Source organism: Acidimicrobiales bacterium (genome assembly GCA_035512495.1).
Classification (GTDB): domain Bacteria; phylum Actinomycetota; class Acidimicrobiia; order Acidimicrobiales; family CADCSY01; genus DATKDW01.
Genome location: DATKDW010000082.1, coordinates 1 through 16251 on the forward strand (window position 1 = coordinate 1; position 16251 = coordinate 16251).

General features: G+C 71.6%; 17 protein-coding genes. 9 read left to right on the forward strand and 8 right to left on the reverse strand.

Going from position 1 to position 16251, the window contains the following annotated elements:
• A partial coding sequence (locus VMN58_11830) for a class I tRNA ligase family protein (GenBank protein HUF33884.1) occupies positions 1-483 on the reverse strand: 483 nt, incomplete at its 3' end.
• A 307-nt stretch (positions 484-790) separates the two neighbouring features.
• Here VMN58_11830 and VMN58_11835 point away from each other — a divergent pair.
• Both VMN58_11835 and VMN58_11840 read left to right on the forward strand, forming a co-directional pair.
• Positions 791-1474: a chlorite dismutase family protein gene (locus VMN58_11835; protein ID HUF33885.1), complete on the forward strand. Its 684-nt coding sequence runs from the start codon at positions 791-793 to the stop codon at positions 1472-1474.
• Between the two features lie 178 nt (positions 1475-1652).
• Positions 1653-2936 carry an ABC transporter substrate-binding protein gene (locus tag VMN58_11840; GenBank protein HUF33886.1) on the forward strand — a complete coding sequence of 428 codons (1284 nt, stop codon included), beginning with the start codon at positions 1653-1655 and terminating at the stop codon, positions 2934-2936.
• Between the two features lie 273 nt (positions 2937-3209).
• Here the strand turns inward: VMN58_11840 and VMN58_11845 are convergent, their stop codons facing one another.
• From VMN58_11845 to VMN58_11860, 4 genes are read right to left on the reverse strand one after another with little or no spacing between them, the layout of a single operon-like run.
• Positions 3210-3959: an ABC transporter ATP-binding protein gene (locus VMN58_11845; GenBank protein ID HUF33887.1), complete on the reverse strand. Its 750-nt coding sequence runs from the start codon at positions 3957-3959 to the stop codon at positions 3210-3212.
• Positions 3956-4816 (reverse strand): ABC transporter ATP-binding protein, encoded by an 861-nt coding sequence (locus tag VMN58_11850; protein ID HUF33888.1) that lies wholly within the window; start codon positions 4814-4816, stop codon positions 3956-3958. The genes VMN58_11845 and VMN58_11850 overlap by 4 nt, the downstream gene beginning before the upstream one ends.
• Entirely contained in the window at positions 4809-5798 is a 990-nt protein-coding gene (locus VMN58_11855; protein ID HUF33889.1) for a branched-chain amino acid ABC transporter permease, read from the reverse strand. The genes VMN58_11850 and VMN58_11855 overlap by 8 nt, the downstream gene beginning before the upstream one ends.
• 2 nt (positions 5799-5800) lie before the next feature.
• On the reverse strand, positions 5801-7156 hold the full coding sequence (locus VMN58_11860) for a branched-chain amino acid ABC transporter permease (GenBank protein ID HUF33890.1): 1356 nt from the start codon (positions 7154-7156) through the stop codon (positions 5801-5803).
• Between the two features lie 64 nt (positions 7157-7220).
• Between VMN58_11860 and larE the strand changes: the two genes are divergently transcribed.
• Both larE and VMN58_11870 read left to right on the forward strand, forming a co-directional pair.
• Positions 7221-8039 carry an ATP-dependent sacrificial sulfur transferase LarE gene (larE, locus tag VMN58_11865; GenBank protein HUF33891.1) on the forward strand — a complete coding sequence of 273 codons (819 nt, stop codon included), beginning with the start codon at positions 7221-7223 and terminating at the stop codon, positions 8037-8039.
• 64 nt (positions 8040-8103) lie between these two features.
• Complete coding sequence (locus tag VMN58_11870) at positions 8104-9924, forward strand: NAD(P)/FAD-dependent oxidoreductase (protein ID HUF33892.1); 1821 nt, start codon at positions 8104-8106, stop codon at positions 9922-9924.
• Between the two features lie 8 nt (positions 9925-9932).
• Here the strand turns inward: VMN58_11870 and VMN58_11875 are convergent, their stop codons facing one another.
• Positions 9933-10211 carry a hypothetical protein gene (locus VMN58_11875; protein ID HUF33893.1) on the reverse strand — a complete coding sequence of 93 codons (279 nt, stop codon included), beginning with the start codon at positions 10209-10211 and terminating at the stop codon, positions 9933-9935.
• Between the two features lie 64 nt (positions 10212-10275).
• Between VMN58_11875 and VMN58_11880 the strand changes: the two genes are divergently transcribed.
• Both VMN58_11880 and VMN58_11885 read left to right on the forward strand, forming a co-directional pair.
• Positions 10276-10788: a hypothetical protein gene (locus VMN58_11880; protein HUF33894.1), complete on the forward strand. Its 513-nt coding sequence runs from the start codon at positions 10276-10278 to the stop codon at positions 10786-10788.
• Between the two features lie 12 nt (positions 10789-10800).
• A complete protein-coding gene (locus VMN58_11885) occupies positions 10801-11106 on the forward strand; it encodes a hypothetical protein (protein ID HUF33895.1) in 306 nt (101 codons plus the stop codon).
• Between the two features lie 16 nt (positions 11107-11122).
• Here the strand turns inward: VMN58_11885 and VMN58_11890 are convergent, their stop codons facing one another.
• On the reverse strand, positions 11123-11299 hold the full coding sequence (locus VMN58_11890; GenBank protein HUF33896.1) for a hypothetical protein: 177 nt from the start codon (positions 11297-11299) through the stop codon (positions 11123-11125).
• A gap of 61 nt (positions 11300-11360) precedes the next feature.
• Between VMN58_11890 and VMN58_11895 the strand changes: the two genes are divergently transcribed.
• Genes VMN58_11895 through VMN58_11905 form a run of 3 tightly spaced genes read left to right on the forward strand, consistent with a single transcriptional unit; the run spans position 11361 to position 15772 of the window.
• On the forward strand, positions 11361-12716 hold the full coding sequence (locus tag VMN58_11895) for an FAD-dependent oxidoreductase (protein ID HUF33897.1): 1356 nt from the start codon (positions 11361-11363) through the stop codon (positions 12714-12716).
• Positions 12713-15043 (forward strand): [protein-PII] uridylyltransferase, encoded by a 2331-nt coding sequence (locus VMN58_11900; protein HUF33898.1) that lies wholly within the window; start codon positions 12713-12715, stop codon positions 15041-15043. The genes VMN58_11895 and VMN58_11900 overlap by 4 nt, the downstream gene beginning before the upstream one ends.
• A gap of 30 nt (positions 15044-15073) precedes the next feature.
• On the forward strand, positions 15074-15772 hold the full coding sequence (locus VMN58_11905) for an NUDIX hydrolase N-terminal domain-containing protein (GenBank protein HUF33899.1): 699 nt from the start codon (positions 15074-15076) through the stop codon (positions 15770-15772).
• Here VMN58_11905 and VMN58_11910 read toward each other — a convergent pair whose 3' ends face one another.
• Positions 15773-16249, reverse strand: a complete 477-nt coding sequence (locus VMN58_11910; protein HUF33900.1) for a hypothetical protein — start codon at positions 16247-16249, stop codon at positions 15773-15775.
• Positions 16250-16251 lie beyond the last annotated feature (2 nt).

Sequence of the window (16251 nt, forward strand, 5' to 3'; positions counted from 1 at the left end):
GGGGCAGCGGCCGTCGTCGAGCTCGTCGCGTGTGTAGAACCGCTCGCATCCCACGCAGTAGTCGCCTGTGTAGGGCTGCTTGTACAGGTCTTCGTTCAAGGCTGCCGCGGCCCACAGTCGCTGCACGGCTGGGACGTGGCGAGGATCTGCGCTGGTCCGGATGAAATCATCGAAGCTGAGTCCCAGCGGGTCGCGAAGACCCTCGAAGCGTCGTGCGTGCGCGTCGACGAAGGTGCGGACCGCGACTCCAGCGTCCTCTGCGGCGAGGACGTTCTTGAGGGAGTAGTCGTCCGTGCCACCGAGGAATCGCGTGGCGGTGCCTTCGAGGCGGCTTGCCCGCGCGTGAACGTCGGCCAGGATGAGCTCGTAGGCGTAGCCGAGATGCGGGTCGGCGTTCACGTAGGGAATCGCCACCGTCACGTAGTTCGTGGCCACAGGTGCCTCCAAGGTTGAAGCCTCGGAGAACGCCGGCGAGTCCGTCATTGGCGGCCTCGGTGTCCCCGAGGCCGTGCGGATCGCTACAGGTACGTGCGCGAACCCGGCCCCGTCCGGGGCCGCATCATCAGACTGGAGCCGACGAAGCTGTAGCGCACGGACCGGACGATACGCGCCCCTGGCTCAGCCGGGCCAGTGAATTCTCCGACCTTCCTGCTGCGTCCGAGCGATGCCGAGGAGGTGCGAGCCGCCTGAGCCCAACGGAGTGCCCCGCGGGGCACTCGGCCTCCTCGCCCGGCTACTTCCTCGGGCACTGACGTCGGCCCTCGCCTGCCGGCGTCGTAGCCTGACCGCCATGAGCAAGCCGATCATGCCGTCCGTGGGGTGGGGCGTCCTCCACCTGTTCTGCAAGCGCGGCCCCGGCGCCGACGCCGATGGGGTCACCACCGCGGTGAAGGCTGCGACGGGTGACGACCACCAGGTGGTGCCCTTCGCCGTCCTCGGCCACAAGGCCGACCTCGGCTTCCTCGCCATCGGGCCCGACCTCTGGCGCCTCCGGGCGCTGCAGACCGACCTGCAGGCTGCCGGTCTCGAGCTCGCCGACTCCTACGTCTCGCTCACCGAGCTGTCGGAGTACTCGAAGGGTGTGCCCGAGGCGCAGCGCACCGCCCGCCTGCGGCCGGTCCTGCCGCCCGAGGACAAGCCGGTGTTCTGCTTCTACCCGATGTCCAAGCGCAGGGCGGTGGGGCAGAACTGGTACGCCCTGCCCTACGAAGAGCGCCTCGAGCTGATGTACGCCCACGGCGCCTCCGGCCGGAAGTTCGCCGGGCGGATCGTGCAGCTCGTCACCGGCTCCACCGGCCTCGACGACTGGGAGTGGGGCGTGTCGCTGTTCGGCACCCACATCGACGACCTCAAGGAGTGCGTCTACACCATGCGCTTCGACGAGGCCTCCACCACCTACGCCGAGTTCGGGCCGTTCTACACGGGGCTCGTCGCCCCCCTCAGCGAGGTCCTGGTCCGCGCCGGCCTCCGGTGAGCCCGGCGCCGTGCCGGCGACCGGCAGGGGCCCGATACGGAACCACCCCAGCAGCTGGATGACGGGATCCGTTCATCTGCGGGCCATCTCGGCCTAGGATGCGCGCTGAGAGCGGCTGCCCTGCAGCCCGGGGGCGTGGAGATCCGCGTCGCCGCCGACATGAGAGGAATCCCCACATATGCGATCCAACAGGTGGTTGCGCCTTCTGGCGTTGTTCGCTGTGCTCGGCCTCGTGGCCGCAGCCTGCGGTGACGATGACGACGACACCGCGGACGGCACGACGACGACCGCGGCCGACGACGACATCGACGTCCAGCCCGTGGCCGAGGGCCTGATCATCGGTGCGATCCTGCCCGAGACCGGCGGCCTCGCCGAGGCCGGCCTGGGTGAGCCCCAGATCGCCGCCATCCAGCTGGCCATCAACGACATCAACGCCGCCGGCGGCGTGCTCGGCAACGACGTCACGCTGCTCCAGGGCGACGAGGCCGGCGACGAGGCCCTCGCCCGCGAAGCTGCCCAGCGCATCCTCGGCCAGGGCGCCAACGCCATCGTCGGCGCGGCGGCGTCGGGCATGTCGCAGGCGATCATCCAGCTGCTGTCCGACAACCAGATCCCGCAGTGCTCGGGCTCGAACACCTCGCCGGCCTTCACCGGCCAGGCCAACGCCGACTACTACTTCCGCACTGTGCCGCCCGACGAAGCCGTGGCCCCGATCATCGCCGACGAGGTCGCCGGCGACGGCCACGAGAACGTCGTGATCGTGGCCCGCGCCGATGACTACGGCACCGCCCTGGCCACCCTGGTCGAGGGTGCTCTCGACGAGCTCGGCGCCACCGTGGCAGCCAACGTCACCTACGACCCCGACGCCACCACCTTCGACGCCGAGGTCAGCCAGATCACCGATGCCAACCCCGACGCTGTGGTGGTCATCTCCTTCGGCGAGGGCTTCCCGTTGATCGCCGGCCTGTTGGAGGCAGGGATCAGCGCCGACCAGATGTACGGCGGCGACGGCATCTTCGGCCCCGCCACCATCGAGGGGGTCGACCCGAGCGACCCCAACGTCGTCGACGGCATGAAGGTCATCGGTGCCGCCGGTGGTGCGGAGTTCAATGAGCGACTGGCGGGCGACGTGAGCGCCGGGAACTACATCTACGCCGGTCAGGTCTACGACTGCGCCATCATCATCGCCCTCGCCGCCGAGATCAGCGGTAGCACCGACGGCGCGGAGTTCATGGACGCCGTCTTCGACATCACCCGGGGCGGAACCGAGTGCGAGACCTTCGAGGAGTGCAAGCAGCTCATCGAAGACGGCGAGGAGGACATCAACTACAACGGTGCCTCCGGCCCCCTCGAGCTCGACGACAACGGCGACCCCACCGTGGGCCGCTACGCCATCGGTCAGTTCCAGGACGGTGAGCTCGTGATCATCGACGACCAGGACGTCGACGTCACCGCCCTCTAGCCAAACCCAGCACCACCGAAGAGAACACCTGAGGGGCCCGGGAGACCGGGCCCCTCAGCCATTTTCAGGACAAGAGGAGAGGCCTCGGCGAAGCCCCAACAAGAGGCCTCGGCGAAGCCGAGACCGCTCAACATCCCCCGACGAAACCTGGGGACGCCGACCCAAGCGAGGTAGCGGGTGGCACCGAACGGAAGGGCCCCGCCCGGAGCTTGCGGAGGGTGGGAGGGTTCCGTCGGTGACAGGCCCCGCTACCGGAACCCGCCGACCGCCCCGCTACCGAGACCGCGCGAGCGTCCCCAGGTAGAGCTCGATCACCTTGGGATCCTCCAACAGCTCGGTGCCCGTGCCGGTGTAGGCGTTGGTGCCCTGGTCGAGCACATAGCCCCGGTGGCTGACCTGGAGGCAGCGGCTGGCGTTTTGCTCGACCATGATGATCGAGACGCCGGCCTCGTTGATCTCCCGCACCCGCGTGAACACCTGGTCCTGGAAGGCGGGGGAGAGGCCGGCCGAGGGTTCGTCGAGGAGGAGCACGCTCGGGTCCATCATCAGGGCGCGGGCCATCGCCACCATCTGGCGCTCGCCACCGGAGAGCGCGCTGCACCGTTGACCCGACCGCTCGGCGAGGAGCGGGAAGAGGTCGGCAACGAGCTCGAGGCGTTCCTTGAGGCCCTTTGGGCGCAGGTAGGCGCCCATCTCGAGGTTCTCGGCGATGGTGAGGCTGGGGAAGACGTTTTGGGTCTGGGGCACGTAGCCCACGCCCTTCGACACCAGCGAGTGGGCGGGCAGGTTGGTGATGACCTCGCCCCGGAGGCGCACGGCTCCCGTGCGGACGGGCACGAGCCCGAAGATCGCCTTGAGCAAGGTCGACTTGCCGGCGCCGTTGGGGCCGATGATGCCCACGATCTCGCCCTCGGCCAGCTCGAGGTTGCAGCCGTTGAGGATGTCGACGCCGGGGATGTAGCCGGCCACGAGGGACTCGGCGGCGAGGATGGGGGTGGCGACGGCGCCGTCGGTGGTGGTCATGTGGTCTCCTCGGCGCCCTCGGCGGGGTCGCGGTAGCTGGTACCGAGGTAGGCCTCGATGACGGCGGGGTCGGCCGCCACCGCCTCAGGGGGACCCTCGGCGATGACGACACCGCGCGCCAGGCAGACGATCCAGTCGCTGATGTCCATGACGACGTCCATGTCGTGCTCGACGTAGACCACCGACATGCCCTCGTCGCGCAGGCCGGTGACGTGGCCGAGCAGTGACTGCGTGAGCGCCGGGTTCACGCCCGCCATGGGCTCGTCGAGCATCACCAGTGACGGCTCCACCATGAGGGCCCGGGCCATCTCCAGCAGCTTGCGCTGCCCACCGGAGAGCGTGCCCGCCAGCTCGTCGCGCATGTGGTCGAGCGTGAACCGCACCAGTAGCTCGTCGGCCCGCTCCTCGATGTCGTGCTCCTGGTCGCGCCACAGGGGCCGGGCGAGTGCGGAGAAGAAGCGCTCGCCGCGCTGGCCGGTGCCGCCGAGCTTCATGTTGTCGAGGACGGTGAGGCGCGACAGTGCCTTGGTGAGCTGGAAGGTGCGCACCATGCCCGCTCGGGCCACCCGGTGGGGCGGCAACCTGGTCACGTCCTGGCCGTCGAAGACCCAGCGACCCGCGCTCGGACGGTCGAAGCCAGTGAGGAGGTTGAACAGCGTGGTCTTGCCGGCGCCGTTGGGGCCGATGAGGGCGGTGATGACGCCCCGCTGGATCTCCAGGTGATCGATGTCGACGGCCATCAGACCGCCGAACGACCGGCGGATGCCATCGACGACCAGGATGGGATCGGGTTTGGCCACGCCCGGGACGGGCTCGACGTCGCGGAGGGCATCGCGGGCGAGGGCGACGTCAGGCATCGAGCCTCATCTCGTCCTTGTCGCCGAAGATGCCCTGCGGTCTGAAGATCATCAGCAGCATGAGGCCGAGGCCCACGAGGCCGATGCTGACCGCACCCACGGCCTCCGAGCCCGACAGCAGGTCGGGCAGCCAGTCGGTGCCCGCTGCCTCGCGCAAGAACGACTGCACGCCGGCGATCAGGAACCAGAACAGCACGGCACCCACGATGGGGCCCATGCGGGTGGCGGCCCCGCCGAGGATGAGGATGGCGTAGGCGAAGAAGGTGACCTGGGGCCGGAAGGCGTCGGCGTTCACCGCCGAGGGGGTGATGGCGAACATGATGCCGGCCATGCCGCCGATGAGGCCGCCGACCACCAGGCTCTGCATCTTGTAGGCGAAGACGTTCTTGCCCAGGCTGCGCGCCGCGTCCTCGTCTTCCCGGATCGACTTGAGGACCCGGCCCCACGGGCTGCGCACCAGCAGCACGATGAGGATGGTGGCCAGGGCCACGACGGCCCAGGTGACGAGCAGGGCCCAGAGCTGGGTGTGGGGGAAGCTGAGGACGCCGATGCCGTGGCGGCCCCGGGGGATGGGGTTGAGCCGGTAGAACTCGACGGCGATGCCCTGGAGGCCGAAGACCGAGCCGGTGAGGGGGTCGGCGGGGGCCGAGCGGACCACCAGGCGGAGGATCTCGGCGACGGCGATGGTGGTGATGGCGAAGTAGTCGGAGCGCAGCCGCAGGGTGGGCAGGCCCATGGCGAGGGCCAGCACCACGCAGCCGGCGAGGCCGACGCCGATGCCGACCCACATCGACCAGCCGAAGGTGGCCACGCTGATGCCGACGCCGTAGGCGCCGACGAGCATGAACCCGACCATCCCGAAGTTGAGGAGGCCGGTGAAGCCGTAGTGCAGGTTGAGGCCGATCGCCGCCAGGGCGTAGACCGCGGCCTCCGGGCCCATCGCCGCCCGGAAGGCGTTGCCGAGGATCGTAGAGAGGTCCATCGCTAGCCCAGCCGCTCCTTCATGCCGAGGATGCCCTGCGGTCGCACCAGGAGCACGATGATCAGGGCGAAGAGGGCGAAGACCAGCTTCAGCTCGGGGGAGAACCAGACGACGCTGATCTCGGTCACGAGGCCGATCACGATGGCACCCACCATGGCGCCGTAGGCGGTGCCCAGCCCGCCGAGGATGACGGCGGCGAACATGAGCAACAACAGCCGGAAGCCCATGAGGTAGCTCACCGACTCGGTGGTGCCGAGGAGGATGCCGCCCGAGGCGGCCAGGCCCGCGCCTGCCACCCAGACGAAGAGCAGGACGCGCTTCACGTCGATGCCGGACGACTCGGCCAGGTCGACGTTGTCCGACACGGCCCGCATGGCCTTGCCCATCCGGGTGCGCTGCAGGCAGACAGCAACGGCGACGAGCACCACGGTCGAGATCACCATGATCCAGATGTCGCGCTCGGTGATCGACAGCGGGCCCCAGCTGAGGCGCTCCTGGATCACGAAGTCGGTGTAGCGGCGGCGTCCGCCGCCGAAGAACAGCTGGATGCCGTGGCGGAGCACGAGCGAGAGGCCGATGCTGATGACCAGCAGCTGGAACAGACCCAGCTTGCGGGCGCGCAGGGGCTGCCACAGGCCCTTCTCCAGCCCGGCACCGAGGCCACCCGCGATCACGATGGCGATGGCGGCGGCTGCCAGGAGGTGGAGCTCGGGCCCCTGCAGGTTGAGGTACCACGCCACCACGGCACCGAAGGTGACCAGCTCGCCGTGGGCGAAGTTGATCAGCCCGCTGGTACCGAAGATCAGCGAGAGGCCGATTGACGCCATGGCGATGATGAGGCCGAGACGCAGCCCGGTGAGGGCGGCCTGGGCGATGCGGTCGAGGGTGGCGGTGCCGGTGCGGGCACCCTCCCCGAACTGGAAGATGGCGGTCGTCTCGCGGCCGGTGCGCACGTTGCGCTCGACGGAGTCGCGCTCGGGGTCGCGGAGGGTGACATCGTCGGGGAGGGTCTCCTGGTCGAGCGTCACGACGTAGCGGCCGCCCCCGGGGAGCTCGATGCTCCACGAACCGTCGTCGGCGGTGGTCGCGGCACCCACCTCGTTGCCGTCGAGGTCGCTGACGGTGATGTCGACGCCGGCGATGGGCTCGTCGTCGCCGGAGCGCAGGGTACCCCCGACCGAGGTGACCTCATCGACGTCGGTGTCGTCACCGTCGGTGTCGGCCTGCGGCGCTTCTCCCACGTCGGTCTCGGCCGGGTCGCCTGGGGCCTCCTCCTGGGCATGCGAGGGGGCGGCCACGAGGAGGAGCACCGACAGCGCAGCGAGGAGGAGGGGAGGGAGGAGGCGTGGCGCAGACAAGCGGGCGCAGTGTAGTGGTGGGTCGGGGCTTGGGCCCACCGGTGCCACGAGGCATCATCACGGCGTGCCCACCGACGTCACCGAGCGGATCGACGCCCTCCGGGACCGCCTGCGCGAGCTCGACCGCGTGGTGGTGGCCTTCAGCGGGGGGGCCGACTCGTCCCTGCTCGCCTGGGTGGCAAACGACACCCTCGGCCCGCACCGGGTTCATTCGGTCACGGCGGTCTCACCCTCGCTCGCACCGGAGGAGGAGGGCGACTGCGCCCAGCTCGCCCGTGAGTGGGGCCTGCGCTGGACCCCCGTCGAGACCGACGAGCTGGCCAACCCCGCCTACGCCGCCAACGACGGGGAGCGCTGCTACCACTGCAAGGCCGAGCTGATGGCCGTGGCCGGGCCCATCGCCGACGACGAGGGTGCCACCGTGGTCCTCGGCGTCAACGTCGACGATCTCGGCGACCACCGGCCGGGGCAGCTGGCAGCCGCCGAGCGCGGCGCCGCGTTCCCGCTGGTCGACGCCGGGTTCACGAAGGCCGACGTCCGGGCCGCCTCGCGCGACCTCGGCCTGCGGACGTGGGACAAGCCGGCTGCCGCCTGCCTGGCGTCCCGCGTCCCCTACGGCACCGCCGTCACGATCGGCGTGCTGGCGGAGGTGGCGGCGGCCGAGTCGGCGCTGCGCAGCCTGGGGTTCCTCCAGCTCCGGGTCCGCCACTACGGCGACCTCGCCCGCCTCGAGCTCCCGCTCGACGAGCTCGACGCGGTGCTCGCCCGCCGGGTCGAGGTGGTCGACGCCGTCCGGTCGGCGGGCTACCGCTACGTGACCCTCGATCTCGAGGGATTCCGCTCCGGCAACCTCAACGCCACGATCGGTGGTCCGACGCGATAAATTGGTTACCACGTGCGCGACCCCTCGGTCGTCGCCGAGTCCCTCGAGTCCAGCTGGAGCACCCATGACGGCCACCACCGGTCCCACCACGCCCGACAGCGCTCCCATCGACAAGGAGGCGCTCCGGCAGAAGTACCTCCACGAGCGCGACAAGCGCCTGCGGCCCGACGGCAACGACCAGTACCTGCGCATCACCGGCCAGCTGGCCCACTACCTCGACGACCCCTACACGCCCGTGGCCGAGCGTGCACCGCTGACGGACCACGTGACGGTTGCGTTCATCGGTGGCGGTTTCGCCGGCCTGGTGACCGGCGCCCGGCTGAAGGAGGCGGGGGTCGACGACGTCCGCATCATCGAGAAGGGTGGTGACTTCGGGGGGACGTGGTACTGGAACCGCTACCCGGGGGCACAGTGCGACACGGCGTCGTTCGTGTACATGCCGCTGCTCGAGGAGACGGGCCACATGCCGTCGGAGAAGTACGCCCGCGCCCCGGAGATCCTCGAGCACTGCCAGCGCATCGGCAAGCACTACCGGCTCTACGACGACGCCCTGTTCCACACCGAGGTCGAGGACCTCGAGTGGCAGGAGGCGTCGTCGCGGTGGCTCATCCGCACCAATCGGGGCGACGCCTTCACCGCCCAGTTCCTCGCCATGGGCACCGGGCCGCTGCACGTCCCCAAGCTCCCGGGCATCGCTGGGATCGCAACCTTCGGGGGTCATTCGTTCCACACCAGCCGCTGGGACTACGACTACACCGGGGGCGACCCGCACGGCGCCCCGATGGAGCGGTTGGCCGACAAGCGGGTGGCCATCATCGGGACGGGGGCGACGTCGATCCAGTGCGTGCCCCACCTGGCCCGGGCCTGCGCGGAGCTCCACGTCTTCCAGCGGACCCCGTCGTCGGTCGACGTCCGCGACAACCGGCCGACCGACCCGGAGTGGTTCGCCGAGATCGCCACGCCCGGCTGGCAGCAGCGCTGGCTCGAGAACTTCACCGCCAACCAGACCGGCGGCCTCGTCGAGGACGACCTGGTCATGGATGGCTGGACCGACCTGGCGCGGCGGATCCGCGAGAGGATCATGGCGCTGCCCCCCGAGGACATGACCCCCGAGAAGATGATCGCCGCCTTCGAGGACTCCGACTTCGAGAAGATGGAGGAGATCCGGTCCCGGGTGGAGTCGATCGTCGAGGACCCAGAGACCGCCGAGAACCTCAAGGCGTGGTACCGCCAGCTGTGCAAGCGGCCCTGCTTCCACGACGAGTACCTCCAGGCCTTCAACGAGCCCGGCACCCACCTCGTCGACACCGACGGCAAGGGCGTCGAGAGGATCACCGAGCGGGGGGTGGTCGCCGCCGGCCGGGAGTACGAGGTCGACTGCATCATCTACGCCTCCGGCTTCGAGGTCGGCACCGAGTACACCCGCCGGGCGGGCTACGACCTGACCGGCCGCGACGGGGTGAAGCTCTCCGAGCACTGGGCCGACGGCATGCGCACCAAGCACGGCATCCACGTGCACGGCTTCCCCAACGCCTTCATCGTCCAGCCGACCCAGGGCGCCAACCTCATCTCCAACATCCCCCACAACCTCACGGAGTCGGGCCGGACGATCGCCACGGTCGTCAAGCAAGCCCTCGACCACGGCTTCGACGAGGTCGAGGTGACCGAGGAGGCCGAGCAGGCCTGGATCGACCTCCTGCTCACCGGCGGCGGACGGATGCTGGGCTCGCCAGACTGCACCCCCGGCTACTACAACAACGAGGGCCAGGACCCCGGCCCCGCCGCCAAGCTCAACGTCGGCTACCCGCAGGGCGCCATGGCGTTCTTCCGCTACATCGACGAGTGGCGCTCGTCCGGCGACTTCGAGGGCCTCGCCTTCCGCTGAGCCAGTCGCTACCGGTGCTCGAGCTCCACCGGGGTCCAGAACGGGAACGACAGGTGGGCGGCGCCGAGGTGGTCGACGATGCGCCCACGCTCGCGGAGCCCCATCAGGCACGGCGCCACGACCTCGGGTCCCCCGGCCAGGGCCGCGTAGTCGGCGACGGTGACGAGCAGCGGGCCGGCGTCGACGTCGCCGTCGCGGACCAGCGCCTCCACCTCGAGCGTCGGGCGGCAGGGGTTGGACGTGTCGACGGCGTAGCAGTGGTACACCACGCCCTCGAAGACCGACACGGCCCTGATGATCACCGGGACGTGGAGGTGCGGACCGGGGCCATGTCGGCCAGCATGGCCAGCGATGGACCAGCCCGCCAACCATGCCGCCAACCACCAGCCCGAGGACGCCGAGCTGCGCGTGGCGACGCTGGAGCTGGCACTGGGTGTCGAATCGGCGCTGCCGGGTTGGGTGGTCCGGTCGGTCGGGGAGCTCCATCGGGCGTGGGCGGGGGAGGTCCCCGCCGAAGTCAGCCAAGCGGCTGAGGTGGCCGGGCGGCGAGCCGCCGACGAGGTCGGCGCGGAGCTGCGGCGGATGGCCGACGCCGGCCCCGACGAGCAGCCGACGACGCCGCTCGGCGTGATCCGTGACGCCGTCCGCTTCCCGACGGCGGTCCTGCGGGAGGCGGGGGTCCCCGGTGTGGTGCGGGACGCCTTCGACGAGCGCCACTTCCCTCACGACCAATACGGGCTCACCCCCCGAACCTTCGCCGACGTCGACCCGGCGCTGCACGAGCCCGGTCTGCGCTGGGGGGCGGCGAGAGCCCGCTCCCACCTCGCCCGCCACGGACACAAGCGCACCCTCGGGCAGGGCTGAGGGTTGCGGGCCGTGGCATACGTCCCGGACCTGATGGACCGCTCGCGCGTGCTGGACGCCCATCCGGGCGTCGAGGCGGCTGGTGACGTGGCCGGCCTCGTGGCGATGGCCGAGGGGGCCGACGTGGTGGTGGTGGACCTCGCCCGGCCCGGCGTGCTGGAGGCCCTGCCGGCGGTCGTGGCTGCCGCCGGTCGGGTGGTCGGCTTCGCCAGTCACGTCGACGTCGGCCTCCTCGAGGCCGCGTCCGCGACCGGGTGTGACGCCCTCCCGAGGTCACGCTTCTTCCGCGATCTCGACGAGGTGCTCCGCCCCGGGTGACGGACCGACCGGGCGGTCAGCCCAGGCCGCGTTCCCAGCCGGCGTCGGTGATCGGGCGTGGCTCGAAGAAGAGGCAGCCCTCGGGGCAGGCGAAGGGCATCTCCTCGTTGGCGTCGAGGCGGCAGCGCTGCAGCACGTCGCCGCCCGTCGTCGAACGGGTCGAGTAGTGGCGGCAGTCGCGGCGCACGGCCATGGTGCCCATTGTGGTGCACCGTCGGTGACCGCACCCTCACGGTGCGGTCTAGCCTCGTCCGGTGGGCGAGCGGCTGGTGGTGATCGGTGGCGATGCCGGCGGCATGGCCGCGGCGTCGCAGGCCCGCCGCCTCCGCGGCGACCTCGACATCGTGGCGCTCGAGCGTGGCCCCCACACGAGCTACTCGGCCTGTGGCATCCCCTACCTCGTCGGGGGCGAGGTGGGCGCCGTCGCGGACCTGGTGGTGCGCACCCCGCAAGAGCACCGCGACCGCTCCCGGATCGACGTCCGCACGCGGCACGAGGCGGTGGGCATCGACCTTGGCTCCCGGCGGGTGGAGGTCCGCGACCTCGAGCGCGGCAGGACCTTCAGCCTCGGCTTCGACCACCTGATGCTCGGTCTCGGCGCCCGCCCCCGCCGGCCACCGCTGCCCGGGATCGACGGGCACTCCGTGCACGGCGTCCAGACGCTGGCCGACGCCACCGCCTTGCTGTCGTACGCCGAGCGGACGCCGTGCCAGGACGTGGTGGTGGTGGGCGGCGGCTACATCGGCCTCGAGATGGCCGAGGCGTTCGCCCGGCGGGGGAGCGCGGTGGTCGTGGTCGAGCGAGGCCCCCAGGTCATGGGCACCCTCGACCCCGACATGGGGGCGCTGGTGAGCGCGGCCATGCGGAGCCACGGCATCGAGGTGCGCTGCGGCACGATCGTCGAGGCCTTCGAGGACGGTGTCGTCCACACCGGTGCCGGCGACCTGCCGGCTGACCTGGTGATCCTCGGCATGGGGGTGGAGCCCAACGTCGAGCTCGCGGCCGACGCCGGGGTGGCGCTCGGTGACAGCGGCGCCATCGCCGTCGACCGCCGTCAGCGGACCAGTGCCGAGGGCGTGTGGGCGGCCGGTGACTGCTGCGAGGTGCGACACCTCGTCTCCGGGCGCAGCACGCACGTGGCCCTCGGCACCGTCGCCAACAAGGCGGCCCGGGTCGCCGGCACCAACATCGGCGGCGGGTACGCCACCTTCGACGGGGTCGTCGGCACCGCTGCGGTCCAGGTCTGCGCCACCGAGGTGGCCCGCACGGGCCTGACCGAGGCGGAGGCCACCCGCGACGGGTTCGAGCACCATGCCGTCACCGTCGACAGCACCACCAGCGCCGGCTACCTGCCCGGCGCGTCCCCCATCACCGTGAAGCTCGTCGCCGAGCAGGGCAGCGGACGGCTCCTCGGCGCCCAGATCGTGGGCAAGAGCGGGGCGGCCAAGCGCATCGACGTGGTGGCCACCGCCCTCCACGCGCGGATGACCGTCGAGGCGATGACGCAGCTCGACCTGGCGTACGCGCCGCCGTTCTCCCCTGTGTGGGATCCCGTGCTGATCGCCGCCAGGAAGGCAGCCCAGGCGGTGGCGGAGGCGTCGTCGTCGTGACCCCTACCGGCGACCCCGGCGACGGCGGCGAGGGAGCGCTGAGCGGTCGCGAGGCGGTCGTCGCCGACCGGTCGCTGCGCGGTCGGGCGCTGTGCCGGGCGCTTGCCACCGAGACCGACCGGTGGGTGGTGGGCCTCTTCGAGTCGGCCTGCGGCGGCGACCCTGACGGCCTCGCCCTCGTGGCCGTGGGCGGTTACGGACGTGGGGAGCTGGCGCCGGGTAGCGACCTCGACCTATGGCTGCTCGACACCGGGCGGTCCGACGTCGCCGAGGTGGCCGAGCGCCTCTGGTACCCGATCTGGGACGCCGGCGTGAAGCTCGGACATGCCGTGCGCAGCCCACGCCACGCGCTGGCGCTGGCCGGGGAAGACCTCGAGACGGCCACCGCATCGCTCTCCGTGCGGCACCTCGCTGGCGAGGTCGCCACCTCGACCGGACTGGCCGAGCGGGCGCTGGCGCAGTGGCGGACCCACGGCTCGCGGTGGTTGGCCCGCCTCGCTGACCGGGTCGACGAGCGCCATCTGGCTGCCGGGGAGGTCGCGTTCCTGCTCGAGCCGGACATCAAGGACGGGCGGGGCGGGTTGCGCGACGTCCACGCCCTGGTGTGGGCCGAGGCGGCGCGCCGGGTGCTGCTGGAGGGCGACGCCGGTGCGGTGGGCGCCGCCGAGGCGCTGCTCCTCGACGTGCGTGTGGAGCTGCACCGCCTGACGGGCCGCCCGAGCGACGTGCTCCTACTGGAGCGACAGGACGACGTGGCGCGGGCACTCGACCTCGGTGACGCCGATGCCCTGATGTCGCAGGTGGCTGCGGCCGCCCGGGTGGTGGCGTGGCGGTCCGACGAGACGTGGGCCCGCCTCCGCTCGGCCGTCACCGGACCCTCCGGTCGGGCCGTCCGTCGCGAGCGGCATGCCGGACCGGGCGTGGTCGTCCGGGAGGGCAGCGCGCACATCACCCACGAGGCCGACGTGGCCGGGGACGCGTCGCTGGCCCTGCGCGTGGGGGCTGCGGCCGCGGCCCACGGCGCTCGAATCGACCGCACCACGCTCGACCGGCTCGCGGGACAGGCCCCCGTGCTCACGGAGCGGTGGCCCGACGCGGCTCGCCTCGCCCTCGTCGAGCTCCTCGGCACCGGTCGTGCGGCCATCGGGGTGCTCGAGGCGCTCGACCAGCGCCGCATCCTCGAGCGGGTCCTCCCCGAGTGGGAGCCCACGCGCTCGAAGTCCCAGCGCAACGCCCTCCACCGCTTCACCGTCGACCGCCACCTGTGCGAGGCCGCCGCCAACGCCGCCCGCCTGGTGTCCACCGTCCGGCGCCCGGACCTGTTGCTCGTCGGCGCCTGGCTGCACGACCTGGGCAAGGGCTGGCCCGGGGACCACACCGTGGTCGGCATGGAGCTCATGGGCACCATCGCGGATCGCATGGGCTTCCCGCCGGCCGACGTCGACGTCCTCGTCGCCTTGGTGCGACACCACCTCCTGCTCCCCGACGTCGCCACCCGGCGCGACCTCAGCGACGACGACGTGATCGTCGCCGTCGCCGACGCTGTCGGCTCCCTCGAGGTCCTGGAGCTGCTCGCCGCCCTCACCGAGGCCGATGCGCTGGCGACGGGGCCCTCGGCGTGGGGGCCGTGGAAGGCCGAGCTGGTCGGCGAGCTGGTGGACCGCACCGCCCACGTGCTGCGGGGCGGGGTCGCCGCCGAGCGCATCGGGGAGGGCTTCCCCCCACCGGAGGTCGCCGAGCTGATGAAGGCCGGGGCCACCGTGGTGCAGGGCGTCGACCTCGTCCTCACGGTGGTCGCACCTGACCGTCCCGGCACCCTCAGCCGGGTGGCGGGGGCGCTCTCGCTCGGCGGGGTGGGGGTGCTTGCCGCCGACGCCGCCTCCGACGACGCCGGGATGGCGGCGTCGAGGTTCCGCGTGTCCCCGCCCCCGCAGGGGATCGACTGGGACGCGCTCACCCGCGACGTCGAATTGGCGCTCCAAGGCCGGATCGCCCTCGAAGCCCGAATGGCTGAGCGGCTGCGCACCGCCCGCCGGCCTGCCCGCGGTGCGTCCCTGCTCGGTGCACCGACGGTGCGCATCGACAACACGGCCTCGGGCACGTCGACGGTCGTGGAGGTCCGTGCGCCCGACGCCATCGGTCGCCTGTACCGGATCACGAGGGCGCTGGCGGACCTGGACCTCGACATCCGCACCGCCCGCATCTCCACCCTCGGTGACGAGGCGGTCGACACCTTCTACGTCCGCACCGCCACGGGGTCGAAGGTCGTGGACCGCGACCACCTCCGAGAGCTCGAGCGCGCCGTGCTCCACCAGGTCTCGCTGTAGTCGGGCGGGCGCCTCGGTACCCTCCAGGGTGTGGACGAGCGGCCGGTCTCGCATCGGGATCTCCTGCGGTGGAGCGAGGCGCTCGCCGGGATCGCCCGCACCGGCCTCGGCTTCACCGACAACCTCTACGAGCGTGAGCGCTTCGAGGAGGTCCTGAAGGTCGCGGCCGACATGCGCACCCGCGCCGCCGGCTCCGGTGACCCTGCCGATCTGATCGCCGAGTGGATGAAGCTCGTGGGCAAGGGTGTCGCGGGCTACGTGACGCCAAAGACCGCTGTGGGGGCCGTCGTCGGCAACGACGACGGTGAGATCCTGCTCGTGCAGCGCGCCGACTCGGGGGTGTGGCTCTACCCCACCGGATGGGCCGACGTCGGGTACTCGGCCGCCGAGGTGGCGATGAAGGAGGTCGAGGAGGAGACGGGGATCGAGTGCGTCCCCGAGCGCCTGATCGCCGTGCTCGACGGGTTGCGCCTCGGCTTCACCCGCATCCCCCTCTACTCGCTGGTGTTCCACTGCCATGCCGTCGGTGGCGAGCTGCGCGCCCACCCCCTGGAGTGCACCGACGTGGGCTGGTTCGCGGAGGACGCCCTCCCCGAGCCCCTCGCCGGCGCCGAGCGGTGGGGTCCCCAGGCCTTCGCCGCCATCCGGGGTGAGCCGGTCGACGTGCTCTTCGACGCCCCCCGCAGCCCCATGTGGCGCGACGACGACCCCGCGGACCCCGATGTCTGACTAGGGGGCGTCGCCGAGCTGGTCGAGGACCGCGGCCACGATCGACAGGCGGCCGCCGGTGGCCTCCCACTGATCACCGATGGCGCGGTGGTCGGCGACCCCCGCCCCGTCCGGGGGGATCCCCAGGGCGTCGGTCGCCGCCGCGGCGAGCGGGGCGGGTTCCACCTCCTCGCCGTAGGCGGCGAACGCCTCGAGGCCGTCCCACAGCGAGGCAGGCTCGGCTGGCAGCTCGCCCCCGGTCGCCAGGGCGAGCGCGACGGTGGAGAAGACCTCATGGGTGGTCAGCGCCGGCGGGCGGGCGTAGCCGGGTGCCGGGTGGAGGCGCCACTCGAGGGTCATGCCGCCCGGCCCGTCGTCGCGCAGCCACACCTGGGAGCCGTTCACGTAGGCATCGACCGGCTCGCCGAAGCGATCGTCGAGCGCCAGGATGAGCGCGGAGGTGGTCCGCCACACGCAGGTCGGCACGAGATCGGTCATGG